Origin of the sequence: Leisingera sp. McT4-56 (genome assembly GCF_020514995.1) — a bacterium.
GTDB classification, from domain to species: domain Bacteria; phylum Pseudomonadota; class Alphaproteobacteria; order Rhodobacterales; family Rhodobacteraceae; genus Leisingera; species Leisingera aquaemixtae_A.
In genome coordinates this window covers 90,906-113,049 of the sequence record NZ_JAJALF010000012.1, presented here as the reverse complement: position 1 = coordinate 113,049, position 22,144 = coordinate 90,906, and the positions used below count along the sequence as shown (strand labels likewise).

The window sequence follows — 22,144 nt, the reverse complement described above, 5'->3', positions numbered from 1 at the left end:
GTTCAAGCGCCTCAGGCGCGCGCCCGCTTGCGCTGCGGGTCTAGGAAGGGGATGCCGGTGACGGTGGCTCCGAGGCGCTTCATCCGCCCGTCGAGCTGGCCAACCTCCAGTCGGGTGCCGTTCTCCGCGTGTTCGACGCCGAGCCGGGCGATGGCGATGGCGTGCTCCAGCGAGGGCGAGCGGGCGGCGGAGGTGACGGTGCCGACCTGCCGTTCGCCGGCATAGACCGGGCTGCCGTGCAGCGGCACGTCGCTGCAGCCCAGGAGCAGGCCCTTGAGCACCCGGCGCGGGTCACGCGCGTTGCGCTCCAGCGCCGCCTTGCCGGTGAACGAAGGCTTTGCCAGGTCGACGGCAAAACCCAGGCCCGCCTCAAACGCATCCACGCCCGGTGCGAATTCGGCGTTGGCGGCGGCCAGCCCGGCCTCGATCCGGATGATCTCCAGCGCGGCGGAGCCCATCGGGGTGATCCCGAATTCCTCGCCTGCTTCCATCACCGCGTCCCAGATTTCCAGCGCGTGGGCCTGGGAGCAGAAAATCTCATAGCCCAGCTCGCCGGTGTAGCCGGAGCGGGACAGCATGAAGGGGGCGCCCTCGCGGTCGTTCAGCCGCGCCACGGTGACGCCGAACCATTTGAGCTGGTCCAGCTGCGGCACATGCGGCTGGGTGAAGGCGATCTTGCGCAGGAGGTCGCGTGACCTGGGGCCTTGGATGGCCAGATTGGGCATTGCGCCGCGCATGTCGTGGATGCGGACCTGCAGGTCCATGTCCTGCGCCAGCGTCTCCAGCACGCGGCCGCTTTCCTCCGAGCCGCAGCACCAGCGGAACAGGTCGGGGGCGAGCCGGAACAGGGTGCCGTCGTCGATCACCGTGCCACCCTCGTCGCACATCAGCGTGTAGGAGCCGCGCCAGACCGCCAGCTTGGCCACGTTGCGGGTGGTGGCCTGCTGCAGCAACGTCTCGGCGTCGGGGCCGGCAATGTCGTATTTGCGCAGCCCGCTCATGTCCTGCACCGTCACCGCGTTGCGGCAGGCCCAGTATTCGCCGGTGGTGCCATGCGACGGGAAGCTCACCGGCGCCCAGAGATCGCGCGCGGGGGCGAAATGCTGGGTCAGCGGCTCCAGCCGCGCGTGAAAGGCGGAGTTCTGGCTGATCGACATCGGGGCGTCTTCCTTTTCGCGGTAGGCAACAGCGCGGCGCAGGGGTGTTTCGGGGCGGTAGATGCGGACATGCACATCGGTCGGGTTCCAGCCGTTGATCGGGTCGATGTCGTCCGGGCAGGCGGTGGAGACGCAGACCAGATCCTCCAGCGCCCGCATTGCGACATAGTCGCCGGGGCGGGAGTGGGATTCCTCGGTCAGGATGTGGTGCGAATGCGGGTCGACCCAGGTGTTCCAGAAGAAATTGATCGCAGGCCAGGCCGCGCGCGGTGCCACGCCGTAGGGCGCCAGCGCGTGGGACATGTTGTCGGAGCAGTTCACATGGCCGGGGAAGCCGCGCTCCTCGTACCCGCGCGCGGTGCAGGCGAGGCCGAAAGTGTCATGGCGGCCGCAGGTGTCCTGGATCACGTTCAGCATCGGGTGCATGCCGGGGTCGAAGAACTTGTCCAGCAATCCCGGCCCCGGGTAGGCGCGGCGCACCATCGAGCGGGTGGCGGTGCTGTCGATCATCAGTTCCTCGCCGCGCTCCAGCCCGGCAGCGCGGAAGGCGGTGAAGTCGGAGCACTGCTGCCCCTCCACGTCGATGATCTGGATGATCTCGCCCTGCTTCACCTCATAGGCAAAGCCGGTGCCGCGGCTGACGGTAAACTCGTCGCGGGTGTCGCCCAGCAGCGGCGGCAGCAGCGGCGCGGTGCCCGGTCCGGGCTGCCAGGTGATCTCGATCCGGCCTGAAACGGTGCCGTGCACCAGGTCGTGCGGCAGTGCGGGGCGGAATATCCAGACCGTGGCCCGGGCGGCGGCTTTCAGGATCAGCGGCTCATCCGTGGCGGCAAGGGTGCAGGCGGGGATTTCGTCGGCGCTGCCGCCGCCGTGGGCGTTGATCCAGCCCAGAAGCGCGCCGGGATCGCATTCCGCCAGGTGCAGCGTGCCATCTGCGTTCAGCCCCAGCGCATCCAAAGCCGGGCGGCCTCCAGCGCCGAAGGCGGCGATCTGGCATCCCGACCCGGTCAGCGACAGCAGATCCCCGGGCCGCATCTCCTGCATCAGGCCTTCGCGCGGGGCGAGGCGGTGCGTCACGCCTTCACTTGGCTTGGGGAAGCCGGGGAAGGAGCGGGCGGGGGTTCTGAACCCCATGTTGTCGAAGTCGCGCAGGACTGCGTAGCGGGTCATTTTCTTGCCGAATCTGAGAATGTAACTGGTTACATGGTTGATGAAACCAGTTACATGTGTCAAGAATTTCATTAAAGACGAACCGGAACCGGCAAAGGAAGGCAGGCGGAATGCAGCGGAGCACCAACCGGAAACGCGCCAATCTGCGGGATGTTGCGGCGGCGGCGGGCGTCTCAGTCGCCACCGTTTCCCGCGTTATGAACGCACCGGAAACCGTGGCCGAGGCGACCCGGAAGCGGGTGGAAGAGGCGATGAACAGCCTGCACTGGGTGCCGAGCGCCGCTGCCCGCGCGATAAACACCGGGCGCACGCGGTTTGTCGGGGCGCTGGTGCCGACGCTGGACAATGCGATCTTTGCCCGGGTGCTGGCCAGCATGGAAAGCCGGCTGGCGGCGCACCGGCTGTCGCTGGTGGTAGCGACAACCGACAATGACCCGGATCAGGAAGCGGAGAAGGCCAAGGGGCTGGTCGATATCGGCGCCGAGGGGCTGATCGTCTCCGGCGTCACCCACGCGCCGGAGTTCTACAGCCTGATCGAGCGCTGCCAGCTGCCGGCGGTGTCGACGTCGTTTTATGACCCGCATTACCGGTTGCCCACCATCGGCTATGACAATGCCGCCGCGGCGCGCACCGCGCTGGCCCATCTGACGGATCTGGGCCACCGCCGGATCGCCGTCGTGCACGGGCCAAGCGCCAGCAACGACCGGACGCGGGCGCGGATCGCTGGGCTGGAGGGGCACAGCCCGAAACCCGGCCTGAGCTTTTATGAAGTTGAGCTGTCCATTGCCGGCGGCTGCGCGGCGGGCCGCGCGATCCTGCAGGCGGAGGAGCAGCCGAGCGCCGTTCTGTGCCTGTCGGATGTGCTGGCGTCGGGTGTGCTGTTCGAGCTGCAGCGCCAGGGGGTATCGGTGCCGCGGGAGAAATCGGTGATGGGCCTCGACGACCTGGCGGGCTCGGCGCATCTGTTTCCCGAGCTGACCACCGTTCACCTGCCGGTGTCGCGGATGGGTGCGGCGGCGGCGGATGCCATCGCGTCATGGGTCGAAACCCAGCAGGTGCCGGAGCCGAGCCTTTTGGCATCGGACCTGGTGGTCCGGGCCTCGACTGCCGGTCCGGCGGGGGCGGATCCGGAGGGGTAGGCCGCGGCCTGATCCTTGGCAGCGGCGCTGAAAGATGCCGCCACCGGCAGCGCCAGGCTGTTAACCGAAGGTCAGCTGGAAACAGGCGCCGCGGTCGGCGGTGGCGACGCTGAGGCTGCCGCCGATGGCTTCGGCGGTGGCCTTGACGATGTTGAGGCCCATGCCGGTGCCGCCGCTGTCCCGGCGGGTGGTGAAGAAGGGCTGCAGGATCTTGCCGGCGTTGCCCTCGCTGATGCCGGTGCCGTCGTCCTGCACCTGCAGGCTGACGGCATCGCCGTCCCGGCGGGCGGTCAGGAGAACCTCCTGCGCGCCGTGCTGCTGGGCGTTTTCCAGCAGGTGGGTCAGCAGGATGCCCAGGGTGCGCGCTGCCACCGGCAGCGGCAGGCTGCCGTTTTCCACCCGGAGCGCAAGCGCCGGAAAGGCGCGCGCCATTTGCGGCGCGATGCCGTCCAGGCAGCAGCTTCCTGCCATGGCGCTCTGATCGGCAAGGCTGAAGGCGCGCATGTTGGCCAGCAGGTCCTCCATCCGTTTGCCGCCCTTGTCCACCGTGTCCAGCAGCTGGTGCCGCTGCGCCGGGGGCAGATCATCGTCGCGCAGCAGCTCTGCTGCGCCTTTCAGGGCGGTGAGCGGCGATTTCAGCTCGTGCGTTACATGGGCGGTGTAGGTTTTCAGCGCGTCCTGCTTGCTTTGCAGGCGGCCGGTCAGCGACTGGAAGCTGCGGCTCAGCTCCTCGATCTCGCGGGTGCCGAGCTGGTCCGGCGGCTCCCAGGCCTGGCCGCCGTGGCCCGCCAGCTGGCTGCGCTGGATCAGCAGTTGGATCGGCCGGGTGATGAACCGCCAGAACACGTAGCCGATCAACGCGGTGGAGAGGGCGACAAAGGCTGCGGCCTTGGCCAGGTTGAAGCGCTCGCCATAGAGAAAGCGGAAGATGTGGTTCGGGGTGCGGCTGAGGTAGACCGCGCCGATCAGGGTCTGGTCGGCAAAGACCGGCATCGCCACAAAGACGCGCACGCGGGCGCCGCGGCTGAGGGTGTAGAGCGCGGGCGGCGCATCTTCGCGCACGCGGGTGCGGGCGACGGAGACGGTCTTGCCGGCCAGCGCGCCCTGGACCTCATCCACGTGGCCCAGAAACGTGCCGGTTTCGGCGGTGCCTGCAAACACGTTGCCGCGGGCGTCAAGGAAGCGGTAGCCCGCCAGCGTCTGCGCCTGCGCGGCATTGGCGATGCGGGTCAGCCGGGCCGCGATATTGCGGTAGGGGACGCCGGCAGGACCGGAGAGCGGCTTGGCGTCGGGACGCGGCGGCAGCACGGTTTCGCGGTTGACCGAAAGCGACGGAAACACCGCGTGCTCGCCGGTGACCGCGTGCCCGCGGGGCGGTTCGCTTCCGGCGGCGCCTGCGTAAAGTTCTGCGTAGGCTGCCGACATCACCGCGGCCTGGGTCAGCAGGCTTTCCTCGGTCTGCTGCACCAGCTGGCTGTCGTAGAAGCGGAACAGGATCAGCCCGGCAAACGGCAGGCACAGGACCAGCGCCAGCACCAGGAGCACCACCGCCCAGAGCCGGGGCCGCCATTTGCGGGTCAGCCTGGCGTGCATGCGCCCATCCTGAGGCCGACGCCGTGGACGGTCACGATCCCCTCGGCGCAGCCGACCTGGGCCAGCTTGGCGCGGATGTTGCGGATGTGGCTGTCGATGGTGCGGTCGGAGACATGGATGTTGTAGCCGTAAAGCGCATCCACCAGCTGCGCCCGCGACAACACGCGGTCGGGGCGGGCCATCAGGGTTGCCAGCAGCCGGAACTCCGACCCGGTCAGGGCCACCGGCGCGGCAGCGAAGCGGCACAGGTGGCGGTCCGCATCGAGCTGCAGGCTGCCCTGCGCCAGCACCGGATCGGGCTGCGCCGGGGCCGGGGCGCTGCGTTTCAGGATGGCCTTGATCCGGGCCACCAGCTCACGCGGGGAGAAGGGTTTGGTCAGGTAGTCGTCGGCGCCAAGCTCCAGCCCGACGATGCGGTCGATCTCGTCATCGCGGGCGGTGAGGAACAGGATCGGCACATCTGAGGATTTGCGGATCTCGCGGCAGACCTCCAGCCCGTCCATTTCCGGCAGGCCGATGTCCAGCACGATCAGGTCTGGGCGTTCCTCCCGGCTGGCGCTGAGGGCGGCGAGGCCGTCGCTGGCAAAGAGGGTCTCATAACCTGCCTTTTCCACCGCGAACCCGGTCACCTGAAGGATATCGGGATCATCATCGACAACAAGAATGCGTGCAGGCATCAAATGGGGTCCTTCAATTCTGCTGCTGATAATAGGCTTGGATCCGCCACCTCCGAAAGCCCCATTCGCGCCAGTTGGTGATGGTGTTCTTGTACAGGTCATAGTGCATCGCGCTGCCGCAGACCTGCTGGCCGGTTTCCGTTTCATAGGCGTGAATGGCGGGGTAGGCCCCGGCGCCGAGGCTGCAGATATAATAGGTGTCCGGTTCCGCCAGGGTGCTGGCGCGGGTCAGGTTGTAGCTGGCGATCAGGCCGGCGAAGTTCACGAAGCCGCAGGCGTAGAGGGTGGCCAGCAGCGCGGCGAAGCAGCGGCGCAGCAGCCAGGCGGTGCCGAGGCCGCGGTGGATCTGGACCAAGGTCAGCAGCAGCCCCGCCAGCACCAGCGCCATCCAGATGAAGGCGGCAACCCGCAGGTAGGTCAGCGCATAGGCACCGACGTAATGGTGCAGCCGGATCGCCGCGGTCAGCACCAGGAACATGTTCTGCGCCAGCCACAGGTAGACCAGGGCGCGCAAGGTCCGGTCGGCGCCGATCATGCTGCGGGCCGCCAGTGTGAACACGCCCGCCAGCAGCGCTGTCACCACCAGCGGATAGGCGCCGCGGTGGGCATAGGATGCATAGCTCATCCCCTTGGGCAAGGACACGCCGCCGGTCAGGATTCCGAGGTCCATGACAGTTTGCACAAGGAACAGCAGGTTGAACAGCAGCAGCGAGTTGCGCACCGACACCGGGTTGATCAGAAAGGCGGCCCGGCTGGGGCCTGCCTTCTGCAGCGCGGCGGGGTGCGCGGAGCTGCCCAGCCATGCTTGGCTGAGGTTGAGGCAGGGCCACAGCAGCGCCGCCATCACGGTCCAGAACAGGATCCGCAGCCAGAATTGCAGTTCGAACAGGCGGCCCGGGTCCAGTTCCGCCAGGAGCTCCTCCAGCAGCGGGTTGGCGGCGGCCAGCAGCATCAGGAAAACCGCGCCCATGAGCAGCGGCAGCGCCAGCGAGGCCGCCTGGCCGCGGAGACCGGACCCGAGGCCCGCGGCGGGCAGGGCGCGGACGGCATCGCGCAGCAGCAGCACGGCGCCGATGGTCGGCAGGCGCAGGGCGGTGCGCAGCGCAAGCCGTTCGCTGGCGGCAAGCCCGTAGACCGCCCAGGCCGCGAGGCAGGCCAGACCGCCGAGGCTGAAAAGGACCGACAGGAACTGCAGCTCGATGGCGGCGGGCAGGTTGCTGAGCACCGCAAAGCCGAGAGCCGCGGCCCATTCCCGGGCAGTTGGCCGCCGGGGTTTCATCGCCAGGATCGCGGCCGAGAGGACCAGAGCAAAGACGGCAAAGGATATGCCCGCGGGCTGGTCCCAGAACAGCCAGTCGGCCAGCGCAACCAAGGCCCCGAGAAGCGGGATCGCGTGGCGCATCCGCAGCGAGGCGAAGAGCGGGCCGCCTGCCGGGCGGCGGCCCTTTTGCGCCGGGGGCGGTGTTGCCGCCGTCTCCAGCCACCATGCGTCCAGCCGGATGCTGTCGGGAACCCCGTGAATCACCAGTTCCTGCCTCATGTCCTGTCTCCTGCTTGCAATTTTTCTTGCCTGCAGTGATGCGGGTTGCGCTTGCAACTTTGGCGGGCTGTCTGCGCAGGTTCCGGGGGGCTTTGGTGCAGAATTTGTGCAGAGACCTGACGCGGAATGCCTTGGCCCTGTGGGCGCAAGAGCGCCGACCGCCTGCACCGCATCTTTGGCTGATTTGGCGGTTTGCACAGGGCGCCTGGTTCAGTAGACAGATCTGAGGCCATACAGTTTTGGAAAATTGTATTGGCCAAAGATGCAGAACAGCGAGGCAGCACATGGCGAGCCCTTCCCGGCGCATGCAGGTCGTCAGCGACATCCAGAGGCGGATCACCTCGCGGGCTCTGGTGGCGGGGGACAAGCTGCCCTCGATCCGCGGCTGCGCCGCCCGGCTGGGGGTGTCGCCGTCGACGGTGGCCGAGGCCTATGACCAGCTGGCCGCCGAAGGAGTGATCTTTGCGCGGCGCGGGGCGGGCTTTTACGTCGCCGACAAGCCGCAGCCGTTTGCGGTGTCGGACACCGGGCCGCAGCTGGCGCGCGAGGTGGACCCGCTGTGGGTGACGCGCCAGTCGATCGATTCCCGCAAGGACGTGCCGATGCCCGGGTGCGGCTGGCTGCCGGATGACTGGATGCCGGTCTCTGCCTTGCGCCGGGCGATGCGGTCGCTGGCGGCGGCGCCGAGCGCGGTGCTCACCACCTATGGCAGCGCAAAAGGGGAGGCGGGGCTGCGGCGGCACATTGCCCGGCGGTTGTTCGACCAGGGGCTGGAGGCGGAGCCGGACCGCATCCTGCTGACCGGGTCAGGCTCGCAGGCGCTGGATCTCATCTGCCGGCTGCTGCTGCGGCCGGGCGATGCGGTGCTGGTGGACGATCCCTGCTATTTCAATTTCCAGGCGCTGCTGCGGGCGCACCAGATCCGCATCGTCAGCGTGCCCTATACGCCGTCGGGGCCGGAACTTGGGGCGTTCGAAGCGGCGCTGGCGGAGCACCGGCCGCGGCTGTACCTGACCAATTCGGCGCTGCACAATCCGACCGGGGCAACCATTTCCGCCGCGGTTGCGCACCGGGTGCTGGCGCTGGCTGCGGCGCATGATCTGACCATTGTCGAGGATGACATCTTCGCCGAGTTCGAGCCGGATGTTTCGCCGCGGCTGGCGGCGCTGGACGGGCTGGAGCGGGTGGTCCGGATTGGCAGTTTCTCCAAGACCTTGTCGGCGTCGCTGCGCTGCGGCTACATCGCCGCCCGCGGCGACTGGATCGAGGCGCTGACCGATCTGCAGGTGGCGGTGAATTTCAGCGGCCCGAGCCCGATGGTAGCGGAACTGCTGTGCACGGTGCTGAACGAGGGCGGCTACCGCAGGCATGTGGAGGCGCTGCGGGACCGGCTGGGCCGCTGCCGCGCAGATGCGGAAAGCCGCCTTCTGGATCTGGGGATCCGGCCCTGGGTTCGGCCGCGCGGCGGGTTTTACCTGTGGTGCGAGCTGCCGGGCGGGGCGGATGCCGCGGATATTGCCAGGTCCGCGCTGCAGGAGGGGCTGGTGCTGGCGCCGGGCAATGTGTTCAGCGTCACGCAGAGCAAGCCGTCCTTCATGCGGTTCAATGTGAGCCAAATGACGGATCCGTCCTGCTGCCGGATCCTTGGCCGCCTGCTGGGCGCGGCGGCGGGCTAGTTCAGCTGCCCGTTGCGGTGGGCAACCAGGCTGCGCAGCGCTGTCAGGAAGGTGTGCCGGTCGCGCGGGCCGATTTGCGAAAACAGGGAGACGGCTTCGCGTTGGTCCTGCTGCAGGCGGTCGCAGGTCGAGGAGAATTCCGTCGAAAGCAATTGGGCCCTCGACACCAGCAGGGCAAGCGAGGCTGCGTCGAGCCCCTTGGTCAGGTCCGTCCAGAAGCTGAGGCTTCTTCCCGAAATCTTGCAGGCTTTTTGCAGACGCTCCAGCTCGCCGCTGCGGGTGTCCTGATCCCTTCCTTGGGCCCCAGCGCGGGGCAGGTGTTCATCTGTCGGTTCCACTGGAAACTTGCCTTTTGCGGAGATGTTCGCGCGCATTGATTGATGGGCGCTTGATTGACAACTGTCAACTCTTGAGAGAAAAAGTCACATATGTGAACTTTTGGGGCGCAGATGATCGCTGACCGCATTGATGCCGCCTGCAGGATTGCAGGTGTGAAGCTGAAGAAAGCCTGCACGATTTCCGGTGTTAATTACGGCACGCTGAGGAGCCAGATGCGGAACAACCGCGAAATTCCCGCCTCCTCGGTGGCGCTTCTTTCGGCGGGTTTAGGCATTCCGATCCAGTTCTTTTTCGACCTGCCCGGCGAGGCCCAGGGCTCTGCCCTAAGGCTCAACCGGTGGCGGGCGGCGGAGCAAGCCAACGCGGAGCATGCCGCCTGCTGCAGGGCCGGTTTCAACGTGACAACCGACCACATTCTGGACTGGTACCACCAAGAGGGCGGCCGGCTGAATAACTGGGAATGGTTCGAGGACCAGGTCGATCTGTACAAGCCCATCGAGGCCACGGACCGGATCATGCATCCGCTTCAGATCGGCAAGCGCAGCCCGACCGCTGAGCGGCTGATGCTGGCCGGCAACCGCGACTTCTACCGCATCGTCGGATCCTTCGAAGAGAAGATCCTGCAGCGCGCGATGCATTCGCACAGGATGCTGGATGAGGTGCCCTACCTGGTGACCGACGAGGAGCTGGACGTGGTCATCAAGGGGCTGCGGGTGAAGGGCGGCTACCGCAAAGTGACAATGAGGGTGACCGGCCCCCAGGAGGAGCCGGTCACCGCGGTTTTCTCAAAGCTGACCTGGCTCGACACTGCTGACAATGTGCGAGAAGTGGACAGCGTTGAGGCCTAGGATCATCTGATCATTCGCCAGCCCCTCGGGCACCGGATCAGCCCAGCTGATGGCGTTGCGGTACTTGCCGTTAAAGCCGTAGTCGTCGGCAAGGCGGCGGTGCTTGTAGGCGATGATCGTGTACATCCAGTCGAACTCCCAGCGCAGGGCGGCCAGCAGTTTCACATACTGGGCGAAGTCGCCGAGCCGCCGGATGCCGCCCCGTTCGTCCGGAGCGACTTCGATGCCGCCGAAGTAGATGAGCCTGCCCCGCAGTTCATCGACCAGGGGCTGCGAAACGCTTGCCACGACCCCGTCGCGGCCGCCGTAACGGGAGGCCGCGAGGCTGCGGAAGTAGTTGCCGAAGTCCTGGCTGCCCAGGTCGATGTTCTTGGCGGAGATGCAGGTGATGCATTTGCCGTCCCGCTTGAGGAACAGCCAGAAGGCACGGCCCGAGCGCAGTTCCTCGTCGCTGACCTCGGACATGGGATGTACCCGCTTCTTGCCGATCTCCTCCAGCAGGGCCGGCAGCTCTGCCGGGCTGGAGCACACGTATAGCGACAAGCCCTCCGCACTGAAGCGGTCTGCAATGGCCTGCATGTGTGTCAGGATGTTGTTGTGTTCCATATCGTTTTTCCTTTGCTTGATGGAAAGGCGCACGCGCATCGCGGGCGCACAGCAAAGGTTTCCCCATTTTCGAACGCGGGATATGTTTTCCTGCCGGGCAGGGGGGCCGCAGGCGCTGGCTGCCGCCGGCCGATGGCTGCCGGATGGGAGTGGCTGGCTGGAGTGACGGGCCGGATTTTGCGCCTCAGGCAGCGGCCGGGAGGTGGTGCCGGCGAGGGCTCCGCCTGCAGCGCGATCAACCGGGCGGCGCGGTTCACTGGATTATTTCGCCAAAATTGACTATAGTGGATCGGCTTACCAACAGTCTTGCCGGCCGGGCATCCCCGATGTTCCGCAGCGCAGGGAAAGGGGGCGAGATGCTAATCGTGGTCGCACTCGTCTTGATCGTACTGGGGTCCATCGCATTCCATTTGCTAAGCCCATGGTGGTGGACACCGATCGCGTCGAACTGGGACTATATCGACAACACGCTGGTCATCACCTTCTGGATTACCGGGGCGGTGTTTGCTGCGGTTGTCCTGTTCACCGCCTACTGCGTGCTGAAATTCCGGCACCGGCCCGGGCACAGGGCGGTGTTCGACCCGGAAAACAAGCGCCTGGAGTGGTGGCTGACCGGGGTGACCGCTGCCGGGGTGGCGGCGATGCTGGTGCCGGGGCTTTTCGTGTGGAAGCAATTCGTCACGGTGCCCGATGACGCCGCCGAGGTTGAGGTGTTCGGCCAGCAGTGGAGCTGGTCCTACCGGCTGCCCGGCGCCGACGGGGTGCTGGGCACCGCGGATGCCGAATGGGTGAGCGGCGAAAACCCCCTGGGCATCAATCCGCATGACCGGTTCGGCAAGGACGACCTCATCATCGAGGGCGGCGAGGTCTATCTGCCGGTGGACCGGCCTGTCAAGCTGCTGCTGCGTTCGATCGACGTGTTGCACAATTTCTACGTGCCCGAGTTCCGCGCCAAGATGGACATGGTGCCGGGCATGGTCACCTACATCTGGTTCACCCCGACCCGCACCGGCGGCTTTGAGGTGCTTTGCGCCGAATACTGCGGCACCGCGCATGCCTTCATGCGCGGCTATGTGACCGTGGTGGAGGCCGAGGAATACCAGGAGTGGCTGCAGGAGCAGCTGACATTTGAAGAATACGCCAGCAATGCCGGCACCGCGCAGCCGGTGCGGCTAGCGGAGAACTGACCGGCGCATTGCCGGAAGCAATGCCTGACCGGGCCGCCCCCCTTCTGCGGCCCTGATGGTCCGGCGCGCTGAATGCCGTCGGGGATGGAGGAAGCATTCAAGGAGGAAGGCATGGTAGACCGCGGTTCTGACGATCGGATGCAATTGCCGCCGCGCGAAGTTGCAGATGTGATGCCGCCGCATGCGCACAGCTGGATCGGCAGATACGTCTTCTCGCAGGACGCCAAGTACATCGCGCTCCAGTATTCTGGCACCGCGGTGGCCATCGGACTGGTGGCGCTGGTGCTGTCCTGGCTGATGCGGTTGCAGCTGGGCTTTCCCGGCACCTTCGACTTCATCACCGCCGAAGCCTATTACCAGTTTGTCACCATGCACGGGATGATCATGGTGATCTACCTGCTGACCGCGATCTTCCTCGGCGGCTTCGGCAACTACCTGATCCCGCTGATGGTCGGCGCCCGGGACATGGTGTTCCCCTTCGTCAACATGCTGAGCTACTGGGTCTATCTGCTGGCGGTGCTGGTGCTGGTTGCCAGCTTCTTTGTCCCCGGCGGGCCGACCGGCGCGGGCTGGACGCTGTACCCGCCGCAGGCGGTGCTGTCGGGCACCCCGGGCGGCGCGCAAAGCGGCATCATCCTGATGCTGGTGTCGCTCATCCTGTTCATCATCGGCTTCACCATGGGCGGGCTGAACTATGCGGTGACCGTGCTGCAGGCCCGCACCCGCGGCATGACGATGATGCGGCTGCCGCTGACGGTCTGGGGCATCTTCACCGCCACGGTGATGGCGCTGCTGGCGTTCCCGGCGCTGTTTGTCGCCTGCGTGATGATGCTGTTCGACCGGCTGCTGGGCACCTCTTTCTTCATGCCGGCGCTGGTGGAGCTGGGCGAAAAGCTGAGCTACGGCGGCGGCAGCCCGATCGCCTTCCAGCATCTGTTCTGGTTCTTCGGCCACCCCGAGGTCTATATCGTGGCGCTGCCCGCCTTCGGCATCGTTTCCGACCTGATCGCGGTGCACGCGCGCAAGAACATCTTCGGCTACCGGATGATGGTCTGGGCCATCGTCATCATCGGCGCGCTGAGCTTCATCGTCTGGGCGCACCACATGTATGTTTCCGGCATGCACCCGTGGTTCGGCTTCTTCTTTGCCACCACCACCCTGATCATCGCCATCCCGACCGCGATCAAGGTCTACAACTGGGTGCTGACCCTGTGGCAGGGCGACATCCATCTAACCCTGCCGATGCTGTTTGCGCTGGGGTTCATCGTGACCTTCGTGAACGGCGGGCTTACGGGCCTGTTCCTCGGCAATGTGGTGGTCGATGTGCCGCTTTCCGACACCATGTTCGTGGTGGCGCATTTCCACATGGTGATGGGGGTGGCGCCGATCATGGTGATTTTCGGCGCCGTCTACCACTGGTATCCCAAGATCACCGGCCGGATGCTGAATGAAGCGATGGGGCAGATCCATTTCTGGGTCACCTTCATCGGCGCCTATGCGGTGTTCTTCCCGATGCATTACGTCGGCCTGGTCGGGGTGCCGCGCCGGTATTTCGAGATCGGCGAGCCGGAGTTCCTGACCGCGCCGGTGGATGGCTTGAATGCCTTCATCTCCTCTGCCGCGCTGATTGTCGGGGCGGTGCAGGTGCTGTTCCTGTTCAACCTCTACTGGAGTCTGCGCCGCGGCCGCGAGGCGGGCGGCAACCCGTGGCGGGCGGCCTCGCTGGAGTGGCAGACGCCCGAGACCCCGCCGCGGCACGGCAATTGGGACGCGCTGCCCGATGTCTACCGCTGGGCCTATGACTACAGCGTGCCCGGCGCGCCCGAGGATTACATTGCCCAGACCGATCCCTGGGTCTCGGACGGGGAGGACAGGCGGCTGTGACGGTCATCCTTGCCTTCCTGGCGCTGGTCGCCCTGGCAGCCGGCCTGTGGCTGTCGCAGCAGCGGCTGGCCTCCAAGCCCTGGCTGGAAACCGGCATCGCGCCGTTGGCGGGGCACGGCCCGGGCCGGGCGCCCGGGTTTGTCTTTATCGTGGCCTTCTTGGCGGTGGCCGGCGGGCTGTTTGCGATGCTGGGCAGCGCCTTTGTCATGCAGATCGAGGAGACCCCCTGGGCGCTGGTGCCGCTGCCCGGCCGGGTCTGGATGAATACCGCGCTGCTGCTGCTGGCCAGCGTCGGCCTGCAGTTCGTGGTGATCGCGGCGCGGGCGGGCACCGCGCGCTGGCTGCGCGCCAGCCTGATCGCCGCCAGCATTGCCACGCTGGCCTTTCTGGCGGGCCAGGTGCAGGTGTGGGTGACGCTGGCCGCCGGCGGCTACCGGCTGGACGGCGCCCCGGCGGCGAGCTTTTTCTATCTGATCACCGGCCTGCACGGGCTGCATCTGCTGGGCGGCATCATCGCGCTGGCAGCGGTCTGCCTGCGCCATGCCGGGGCCGGGGATGCCAGGGCGCTGCTGCCGGGCGTCCGGGCCTGCGCGCTGTACTGGCACGTGCTGCTGGCGTTCTGGCTGATGCTGTTTGCGCTGCTGCAGGGCTGGGGCAACGCGTTTCTGGCGCTATGCCGCGCTGCCGTGAGTTAGGGGGATTCAGACATGGAGAGTAAGTTCCAAGGCCAGGACCAGACCCTGCTGCAGCAGGGCTACAGCGGCTTTGCCGCCGACTGGGGGTCCGATCAGCGGGTGTTCAAGCGGGTGTCCTGGGGCAAGGCGATGATGTGGATCCTGCTGCTGAGCGACACCTTTGTCTTTGCCTGTTTCCTGGTCGCCTATATGACCGCGCGCAGCTCAACCACCGCGGAGTGGCCGAACGCAAGCGAAGTGTTTGCCCTGCACATCGGCGGCCACAACTTTCCGCTGCTGCTGATTGCGATCATGACCTTTGTGCTGATCTCCTCCTCGGGCACCATGGCGATGGCGGTCAACAGCGCCTACCGCAAGGCCCGCACCCCGACCGCGCTGCTGATGCTGGCAACCGCGGCGCTGGGGGCGGGTTTTGTCGGCATGCAGGCCTTTGAATGGACCAAGCTGATTTCCGAAGGCGTCCGGCCCTGGGAGAACCCCTGGGGCGCGGAGCAGTTCGGGGCCAGTTTCTTCATGATCACCGGCTTTCACGGAACCCATGTCACGATCGGGGTCATATTCCTGGTGATCATCGCCAGGAAGGTCTGGCGCGGCGATTTCGACCGCGACCAGCGCAGCTGGCTGTCGGCCGGCAACGGCGACTATGAAGGCGTCGAGATCATGGGGCTCTACTGGCACTTCGTCGACCTGGTCTGGGTCTTCATCTTTGCCTTCTTCTATTTGTGGTAGGGGGACGGAATGGTACATTCATCACATACCGCTGACGCGCAGGCCGGGACCGCCGTGCAGGACCACGGCGGCCAGCAGCATCCGATCAAGCTTTACCTGCTGGTGTGGGGGCTGCTGTTCGTGCTGAGCGCGGCGTCGTATTTCGTCGATTATGCCGGGCTGCAGGGGGGTCTGCGGTGGAGCCTCATTCTCATCTTCATGGTGCTGAAAGCGGGGCTGATCACCGCTGTGTTCATGCATATGGCCTGGGAGCGGCTGGCGCTGAGCTATGCGATCCTGCTGCCGCCGCTGGCGCTGATCGGCCTGCTGGTGATCCTGCTGATCGAATCCGATTACACCGCAGCCACACGCGTCATCGAGCTTGGCGCCCGCTAGCGTTTTCCGGTCCCGCGGGCCGCGCCGGGGCGTTCAGCCCGGGTGGCGGCCCTCGCCCATGTAAAGTTTCTGCATGTCGACGAAACAGCCGTTCTCCAGGCGGCTGCGGACCGCCGCCCAGCCCTCCGGGTTGCCTTGGATGGCGCGGTACAGCTCTGTCGGGACGGTCATGTATTCGATGTATTTCTCCGACGCGGTCTCCAGCCAGGCAAAGACATAGCCATCGGCCTCCTCATCCGTGTCGACCAGCCGCAGTTCGATGCCTTCGGCCATCGGCACCGATTCCACGCTGCGCAGGATGTGCAGCTTCATCATTTCGACGATGGCGTCATCGAGGCCCAGCTGCCTGACCAGGAGTTTCTCCCGCACCGCGGGCCAGCCGAAGGTCAGGCGCACCGCCAGGCCGCTGCCGACGTCGCGGGCCGCTGCCGGGGCCTGCGCCCCGTAGCTGGTATCGAACAGGGCCTTGGCCTCGTCCTCCAGCTCCAGGTGGTCGCGCAGGCGGCTGGCAGGCATTGCCGCGATCCACTGGCCGTGGCCGGCATCAAGGTAGTTGAACTGCGGCTGCAGCCGGAAGCTTTCGCCGCAGGCGCTGCATTCAGTGTCCTGGAACCGGTCCTCCAGGATGTCTTCGCGCAGGTCGGGGCGGCGGTCGGCGTTCACGCTGCCCACGGCCATCATGGTCACCGGCGCCTCGCAGTGCGGGCAGACCAGGTTGACGGGGTGAAATAGGGACATCGGTCAGCAGCCTTTCAATGGGTCAGAGTTTCGACAGCCAGCCAACGGCCGGGTGGTTCGGCTTCAGCTTGCCCGAGTGGTAGGCGGCATAAAGCTCCGAGAACCATTCGCCGGGCGCCCGGAACTGGTAACCCGTGATCCCCTTGGGCCGCTCGCTGAGCAGGTAGGAGTACCAGGTCTTCGGGTAGCTTTCCTGGTAGACCACCCCGCCGATCGCCAGCTTCTTGGCGGTGGCCATGCTGGACCAGGGCTGGGCCGGTTCCGAAGCCATGTCGACAAAAGCCTCCATCTGGATGCGGCGGCTTTCCCATTCCTCGTCGGTGCAGGTTTCATCTTCCGGCCTGGGCGGCACATGGGCGCTGGTGTTATGCGCCATGTATTCGATGACATACGTCTTGTCGTAGGTGAACTTCTTGGCGATCTTTTCGGCGATGCCGGAAATTTCCATGCCGTGTTCGGTCCAGCCGCCGAATTCCTTCTTCTTGCCGTTGCTGTCCATGAACCCGTGCTTGTCGTCGACCGCATGGCCGACCTCGTGCAGGGTGTTCCAGTTGAAGAACGTGATCGGCTCTTCATTGGCGGGTTTGCATTTCTCCAGCTCGGCGCGTTCTTCCGGGGTGGCGGCATCGTCGAGGCTGCCGACCGCGTCGTCGCTGCCGAAGGCATAGTTCGGGGAGACCCCGGCGTCGCCTTCGTGCATCACGATCCGCTTTTCGTTGCCCTGGTACATCGAGCCGCCCTTGTCGGCCTCGTTGATGGCGAACTTTTGCAGCGAGTCGTTGTTCAGCGTGTGGTCCAGCGGCAGGTCCTGCATCGCCTTGTAGAAGGCGACGATGTTCGGCCCCTTCAGGTTGGCGTCCGCAATCTGCGAGGCGGGCGCCAGGTTCTCGTTGTTGAAGTTCTTGATATCGCAGCCGAAACGCGCTTTGAACGCAACCTTGACCACGGCGCGCTGCGCCTCCGGCTCCAGGTTGTCGATCATCGCGTCCAGCTCATCGGTGCCGTTGGGCCGCGACAGGATTTCCTTGATGTCCGCCTCCTTGGGCGGATTGTTGGCGCGCATCTCCGCCATCACAAAGGCGCTGGTGCCGATGGCGCGGGCCTCTTCCAGCAGCTTGTTGCCTTCGCCCGGCTTCTTGCCGGCCACGGCGGCTGCGGCATCGGCCAGCTTCTTGCGCATGGTGTCGATGCTGGGCTTGATGGCGTAGCGGTGCTCGTGTTTTTCCAGCACTGCCAGGCGCGGCTCGACCTCCGGCTTGGCGCGCAGTTCCTTGTACTGCTTGTGCTGCTCCGCCATTTCCAGCGCGGTCTTGGTCTGAGCGATGGCGGCCTCGATATCGGCACTGACCTTGGCGTAGTTCTGGCCGCCCTTGGCAGCGGTTTCGGCACCGTCCAGCAGCTTTGCGGCCGCGTCCGTCTCATCCTTCACATAGGCCGCCTCAGCGTGGCCGGTGACCGGCGGCAGGGCGGCGCGGGCGCGGGCGATTTCCTGCGCGATGAAGGCATATTGCGAGATCACCTCATTGGCAGTGTTGCAGGCCTCCAGCGCTGCCTTGAGATGGCCCTTGGCGGTCTTGGCGTCCAGCCCGTCCTTCTGGCAGTTCTCAATCTCGGTATTGGCGGTGTCCAGATGGGTCTTGGCGACGTCGGCGTTCTCGCGGCTGCTTACTGCCTTGATCGACAGTTTCGCCGCCTGCACCTGCGGCCACCAGGGGGCGCTGTCCTCGTCGCCGCCGATGGCGGAGTTCACCGCTTCGAGGATGCCGTGGGTATTGGCGGAGCTGATCGCCTCCTCGGCGGATTTGGTGACCTCCTCGGCCATGGTCTTGGCGGTGGCGTAGTCGCTGGGGGCCAGCTTAACCAGGTTGTCGTACTTCGCGGTCAGCCGGGTCAGCTGGGCCTGGATCGCATCGGCGTGCTTGTGGCCCCTGGCCTCGGCCAGCTTGGCCTCGGCAGCGGCGCGGGCGGGCTCGTAGTCGGACGAGCCCTTGACCGATTTCAGCAGCGCCTTGGCGTCCTCGGCGATCTTTTTCAGCAGCTTGGTCGCCTGGGTGTAGTCGTTGTCGGCCAGATCGGTCCGCGCGGCGTCGAGCTTGGCGGCAGCCAGCCGGTCGGACAGCGCCTTGATCCGGTCCTTGGTGGCATCGTTGTTTTCCGGCGCCAGCGCGTCCACCGCCGCCTGGGCATCGGTCAGCGCCGGGGTGTAGAGGGCTTCTGCCGCCAGCAGCCGCTGGCAGGCCAGCAATTTCTGATAGGCCTTCTCGAACATCGGCCGGGCGAGGGGATAGGTGTGGGCGGCCAGAACCGCCTTGTACTTGGCGAAATCCGCATCCGCCCGGGCGATCAGATGCCGGCCGGCTTCCTTGCCCGCCCCGACCAGCGGCGGGCGCAGGTTGTTGAAGAAGGGATCTTCCCAGCCCAGCACTGTCTTGACCATTTTGATGTCCGCATCGGTGGCTTTCTCCCAGCCCGCGGCGGCCTTGGCCTTGGCCGCGGCAGCCTTGAAATCGCGGGCATTTTGCTTGGCGGTACTTTCGTCCAGCAGCGCCTGGACTTCGGTCTTGCGATGGGTCAGCTGGGTTTCGACATCGCCGCCTTCGGTGGTGATCTTGGTGATGATCGCGGTGGCCCTGGTGCGGTCCGCCTTGATGGTCTTGAACAGTTCGCCGTCGGCGCGGGCCTGTTCCGCGATCTTGCGGGCGGCGGCGAGCTTGGCCTCGGCGCCCTTGTAGTCGTAGCCTTCCGGCTTGATCAGATCGTCGGCTTCGCCGCTCAGCTTGTTGGCGTCGTCGATATGCGGCTGCAGGCAATTGGCATCGTTCAGCGGCGCCAGCGCGGCAATCTGCGCCGCCAGCGAGGCCTTCAGCTCGCCGTAGGCGCGGTGCTGGTGGATCAGCACCATCGCCATCTTCAGGTTCGAGATGGCGCTGTCCAGATGCGCCCTTGCATCGTCGTATTTCTTGGCCGTCTTGGCTTTTTCGGCCTCTGCCGCGGGCAATTGCGCCTTGGCGATCAGCGCAGTGAAATCATTGCCGGTATCGGCCGCGACCACCTTGTCGCGGATATCGGTGAAAACCTTGAAGGCGGGCTCCCACTTCTTTTTCAGATCGTCGAGCGCCTTGGTGTCGGTCATCCCGTCCAGCTCCACCGCAGCCTCTGCCGCGGCCTTGGCGCTGTCCACCCGTTTCTCGGCGTCCGCCAGACAGGTATTGGCGGTGGTGAAGTCCAGTTTTAGTGCGGCTGCCGCGGCCTCGGCCATCAGGGCCTTGGCATCTTCCAGCATGGTTGCCGCCTGCGGCACGTTCTTCAGCGGGTCAATTTTGCCCTGAACCGCCACGCGCTTTTCCTTGTAGGCTTTGCAGGCGTCCGCCTGGGCGGTGGCGGCGGGCCAATCGCCCTGAGTGGCGTCCAGCAGGGTCAGAGCGGTGGAGTATTTGTGCAGCACCGCTTCCGCCTTGGCCGAGGCAAGGTCGGCCTCCATCTTGAGGATGATCACCTGGATGCCGGAGGCGCCGTCGTGGTCCTTGAACTCCTTCAGCTTGGCCTCGAAAGCGGTGAGCTTGGGGCCGTACTGCTGAACAACCGGGATTTCCTTTTCGATGAAGGGCCGCACGTTCCAGAACTTGTCCAGCTTCTTGAGCGACTCGGTGTAATCCTTGGACGTGGCCACGTCTGAATCGGTGTAGTAGCCGTTGGCCTCGTCCAGCTTGTCCTTGAGCAGGTTCTTGACCGCGGCGGCAAGCCCGGCCCAGCTGTCGATCCAGGTCTTGGCATTCGGGCGTTCGGTTTCATAGCGTTTGCGCCGCGCCCGCACCTTGGCGGTTTTTTCATGGACCTTGGCGATTTCGTCCAGCTTCTGGATGCCGTCCTTGAACTTCTTGGCGGCCTTGTCCTGCTGGGCAGCGTCGTAGAGCCGCTCCATCTCTCGCGCGGCGTCGTCCACCGCCGGGTCGCCGACGCTGACGCCGCGGGCGGCATCGGCCAGCGCCTTGCGGTCGGGGTCGAGCGCCATGAAATGCGCGAATTCATCGGCCAGGACTTCGGCCTTGGCAATCTCCGTCTCGGCCGCGGTCAAGTCCGCGGTGGCGGTTTTCAGGTCGTGCGCCTTGGCCTTGTCCACCGCGGCGGTGCGCAACCCCTTGATGCGGGTGATCTCGGGCGCGATCTCGGGTGCCGCGGCCTTGGGGTGGCTGGTCAGGGGCACCATCCGCAGATCGAAGATCTCCAGCGCCTTCTGGAACGCGGTCTTGGCCTGGGTGTCGGCGGCAACCGCCTTTTCCAGCGCGTCCAGCGCCTTTTCGCCGGCATCCAGCTTGGCGCCGCTGGCATCCTCGGGCTTGGCCTTGGCCTGCGCGGCCAGCGCCGCGACTTTGTCGAGCGCGGCCTTCCACTTGTCCGGGGTCTGGCTGACCGCTTCCGGCACCATGGTGTTGTAGGTCTTGACCGGCCCGTCCTTCAGCGCCTTGAGCGCGGCCTCGATCCGGGCGATCTGTTCGTCGACGGTGGCGTCCCCGGTCTCGCTGCCGGTGTCGCCGGAGGGCGGCGCGGCCTGTTCCGGCGCCTTGGCCGGGGCCTCTGGCTTGGCGGTTGTGGCGGTGTCGCCGTCGCCCGCTGCCGCCGCCGTGGCGGCTGCCGGGGCCTCCCCGCCGCCGCCGGAGTCCGCGGCGGCCTGGCGGGCCTTGGAAATCGCCTGCGCCAGCGGGCCGACCGCCTTGAGCGCGCCCTCGTAATCCGGCGGGCTGGCGGCGACGCGGGCCTTGATCTGGGTCCAGACGGTTTCGATCTTCTGCGACTGCGCGGTCTTCAGTGCCAGCACCTCGTCGATCAGCGGCTCCAGCTTGGCCGCTGCCTGCTGCCACTTGCCTTCCAGCAGGCTCAGCCGCTTGGCGCGGGCGGCGGCGTCCTGGGCGGCGGTTTTCATCTCTTCAGAAAGCTTGGCGACATGCTCCAGCGCGACGGCAAAGCCGCTGCCCTCGGCCTTGGCCTGGATCGCCTTCCACAGCGCCTCTGCCTTGGAGAGGTCGATGCCGGCGATGTCCCGGAGCTTGGCCATGTTGGCCTCGACCTTGGCGGCGGTGGTTTTCCACTTGGCCTCTGCCGGATCCGGTTCGGCGGAAGGGGCGGCCGGCGCCTCAGCCGGCGCTTCGGTGGCGGTGTCGCCGCTGGCGGCCGGGGCGGCCTGGGGGACGTCCTCTGCCGTTTCATCTTCGTCATCGGCCTCCGACTCGACGACATTGCCGGAGGGGTCGAGAATGAGGATCTTGTATTTGAGCCCGACCACCATGAACATCTTCTTGGCCTTGCGGGCCATGCCGGGCACGATCTTGCCCTCGACCGACATCGACAGTTCCTTGCCGTCCAGCTTCAGGGTGCCGAAGGTGAACTGCGGGGTTTCGCCATCGGATTTCGCCTGCTTGCCCAGCACCTTGGCGGCCTTGGTCTTGTGGGTGAGGAAGACCGAATTCTCGATCTTCTTGCCAAAACACAACCCAAAGGACAGCTCGCGTTTGCGGGCGATTGCCATCTGTTGCTTGATTTCTTTTGCAGCGGATCCGTCAAGAGGCATGGGGCAGCTCCCGGAACTGAAAAACTATTTAAAACCAGTGCTTTAATCTTGCACATCTACAAGGGTCGCATGGAAGCCGGAGTCCAGCAAGATTTTTTTCTTGTCAATCGCCGCAGGCTTGGCAGACTTGATCGCGATGTGCATCGAGGTGAGACGATGATGGTTTTCCACCCGGCCGCAGCCGCCAGATGAACGGGCCGCGCCTTGCCCGGGCCGCAGTTTTTG

Annotated in this window: 16 protein-coding genes; 8 read left to right on the top strand and 8 right to left on the bottom strand. The window is 65.9% G+C overall.

Annotated features, from left to right (window positions below; genetic code table 11):
- Positions 1–11: 11 nt before the first annotated feature.
- Positions 12–2,327, bottom strand: a complete 2,316-nt coding sequence (locus LHL23_RS14490; RefSeq protein ID WP_226430400.1) for a DUF1989 domain-containing protein — start codon at positions 2,325–2,327, stop codon at positions 12–14.
- A 110-nt stretch (positions 2,328–2,437) separates the two neighbouring features.
- On the opposite strand from LHL23_RS14490, the gene LHL23_RS14485 reads away from it, so the two are divergent.
- On the top strand, positions 2,438–3,466 hold the full coding sequence (locus LHL23_RS14485; RefSeq protein WP_226430399.1) for a substrate-binding domain-containing protein: 1,029 nt from the start codon (positions 2,438–2,440) through the stop codon (positions 3,464–3,466).
- A 60-nt stretch (positions 3,467–3,526) separates the two neighbouring features.
- Here LHL23_RS14485 and LHL23_RS14480 read toward each other — a convergent pair whose 3' ends face one another.
- The 3 genes from LHL23_RS14480 to LHL23_RS14470 are packed head-to-tail and all read right to left on the bottom strand — an operon-like array spanning position 3,527 to position 7,276.
- Positions 3,527–5,059: a sensor histidine kinase gene (locus LHL23_RS14480; protein WP_226430398.1), complete on the bottom strand. Its 1,533-nt coding sequence runs from the start codon at positions 5,057–5,059 to the stop codon at positions 3,527–3,529.
- Entirely contained in the window at positions 5,044–5,736 is a 693-nt protein-coding gene (locus tag LHL23_RS14475) for a response regulator transcription factor (RefSeq protein WP_226430397.1), read from the bottom strand. The genes LHL23_RS14480 and LHL23_RS14475 overlap by 16 nt, the downstream gene beginning before the upstream one ends.
- A gap of 13 nt (positions 5,737–5,749) precedes the next feature.
- Entirely contained in the window at positions 5,750–7,276 is a 1,527-nt protein-coding gene (locus LHL23_RS14470; protein ID WP_226430396.1) for a DUF4153 domain-containing protein, read from the bottom strand.
- Between the two features lie 284 nt (positions 7,277–7,560).
- On the opposite strand from LHL23_RS14470, the gene LHL23_RS14465 reads away from it, so the two are divergent.
- Entirely contained in the window at positions 7,561–8,952 is a 1,392-nt protein-coding gene (locus LHL23_RS14465) for an aminotransferase-like domain-containing protein (RefSeq protein ID WP_226430395.1), read from the top strand.
- Here LHL23_RS14465 and LHL23_RS14460 read toward each other — a convergent pair.
- Complete coding sequence (locus LHL23_RS14460) at positions 8,949–9,290, bottom strand: hypothetical protein (protein ID WP_222481906.1); 342 nt, start codon at positions 9,288–9,290, stop codon at positions 8,949–8,951. The two genes, LHL23_RS14465 and LHL23_RS14460, sit on opposite strands and share 4 nt — an antisense overlap.
- Before the next feature lie 111 nt (positions 9,291–9,401).
- On the opposite strand from LHL23_RS14460, the gene LHL23_RS14455 reads away from it, so the two are divergent.
- A complete protein-coding gene (locus LHL23_RS14455; RefSeq protein WP_226430394.1) occupies positions 9,402–10,139 on the top strand; it encodes a hypothetical protein in 738 nt (245 codons plus the stop codon).
- On the opposite strand, the gene LHL23_RS14450 is transcribed toward LHL23_RS14455, so the two are convergent.
- Entirely contained in the window at positions 10,077–10,745 is a 669-nt protein-coding gene (locus LHL23_RS14450) for a hypothetical protein (protein WP_226430393.1), read from the bottom strand. The genes LHL23_RS14455 and LHL23_RS14450 overlap by 63 nt on opposite strands.
- A 356-nt stretch (positions 10,746–11,101) precedes the next feature.
- On the opposite strand from LHL23_RS14450, the gene LHL23_RS14445 reads away from it, so the two are divergent.
- From LHL23_RS14445 to LHL23_RS14425, 5 genes are all read left to right on the top strand, one after another.
- Positions 11,102–11,932, top strand: a complete 831-nt coding sequence (locus tag LHL23_RS14445) for a cytochrome c oxidase subunit II (RefSeq protein ID WP_222482030.1) — start codon at positions 11,102–11,104, stop codon at positions 11,930–11,932.
- Between the two features lie 111 nt (positions 11,933–12,043).
- Positions 12,044–13,816 carry a cbb3-type cytochrome c oxidase subunit I gene (locus tag LHL23_RS14440; RefSeq protein ID WP_222481909.1) on the top strand — a complete coding sequence of 591 codons (1,773 nt, stop codon included), beginning with the start codon at positions 12,044–12,046 and terminating at the stop codon, positions 13,814–13,816.
- Complete coding sequence (locus tag LHL23_RS23550) at positions 13,813–14,511, top strand: cytochrome c oxidase subunit 3 (RefSeq protein WP_226430392.1); 699 nt, start codon at positions 13,813–13,815, stop codon at positions 14,509–14,511. Before LHL23_RS14440 ends, LHL23_RS23550 begins: the two co-directional genes overlap by 4 nt.
- Positions 14,512–14,523: 12 nt before the next feature.
- Positions 14,524–15,240, top strand: coding sequence for a heme-copper oxidase subunit III family protein (locus tag LHL23_RS14430; protein WP_222481911.1), 717 nt, complete (start codon positions 14,524–14,526; stop codon positions 15,238–15,240).
- Positions 15,241–15,249: 9 nt separating this feature from the next.
- Positions 15,250–15,615 (top strand): cytochrome C oxidase subunit IV family protein, encoded by a 366-nt coding sequence (locus tag LHL23_RS14425; RefSeq protein ID WP_226430391.1) that lies wholly within the window; start codon positions 15,250–15,252, stop codon positions 15,613–15,615.
- 33 nt (positions 15,616–15,648) lie between these two features.
- On the opposite strand, the gene LHL23_RS14420 is transcribed toward LHL23_RS14425, so the two are convergent.
- Both LHL23_RS14420 and LHL23_RS14415 read right to left on the bottom strand, forming a co-directional pair.
- The gene (locus LHL23_RS14420; protein ID WP_226430390.1) at positions 15,649–16,353 is read right to left on the bottom strand and encodes a CpXC domain-containing protein; all 705 of its coding nucleotides are present in this window, start codon (positions 16,351–16,353) and stop codon (positions 15,649–15,651) included.
- A 22-nt stretch (positions 16,354–16,375) separates the two neighbouring features.
- On the bottom strand, positions 16,376–21,877 hold the full coding sequence (locus tag LHL23_RS14415; protein ID WP_226430389.1) for a hypothetical protein: 5,502 nt from the start codon (positions 21,875–21,877) through the stop codon (positions 16,376–16,378).
- Positions 21,878–22,144 lie beyond the last annotated feature (267 nt).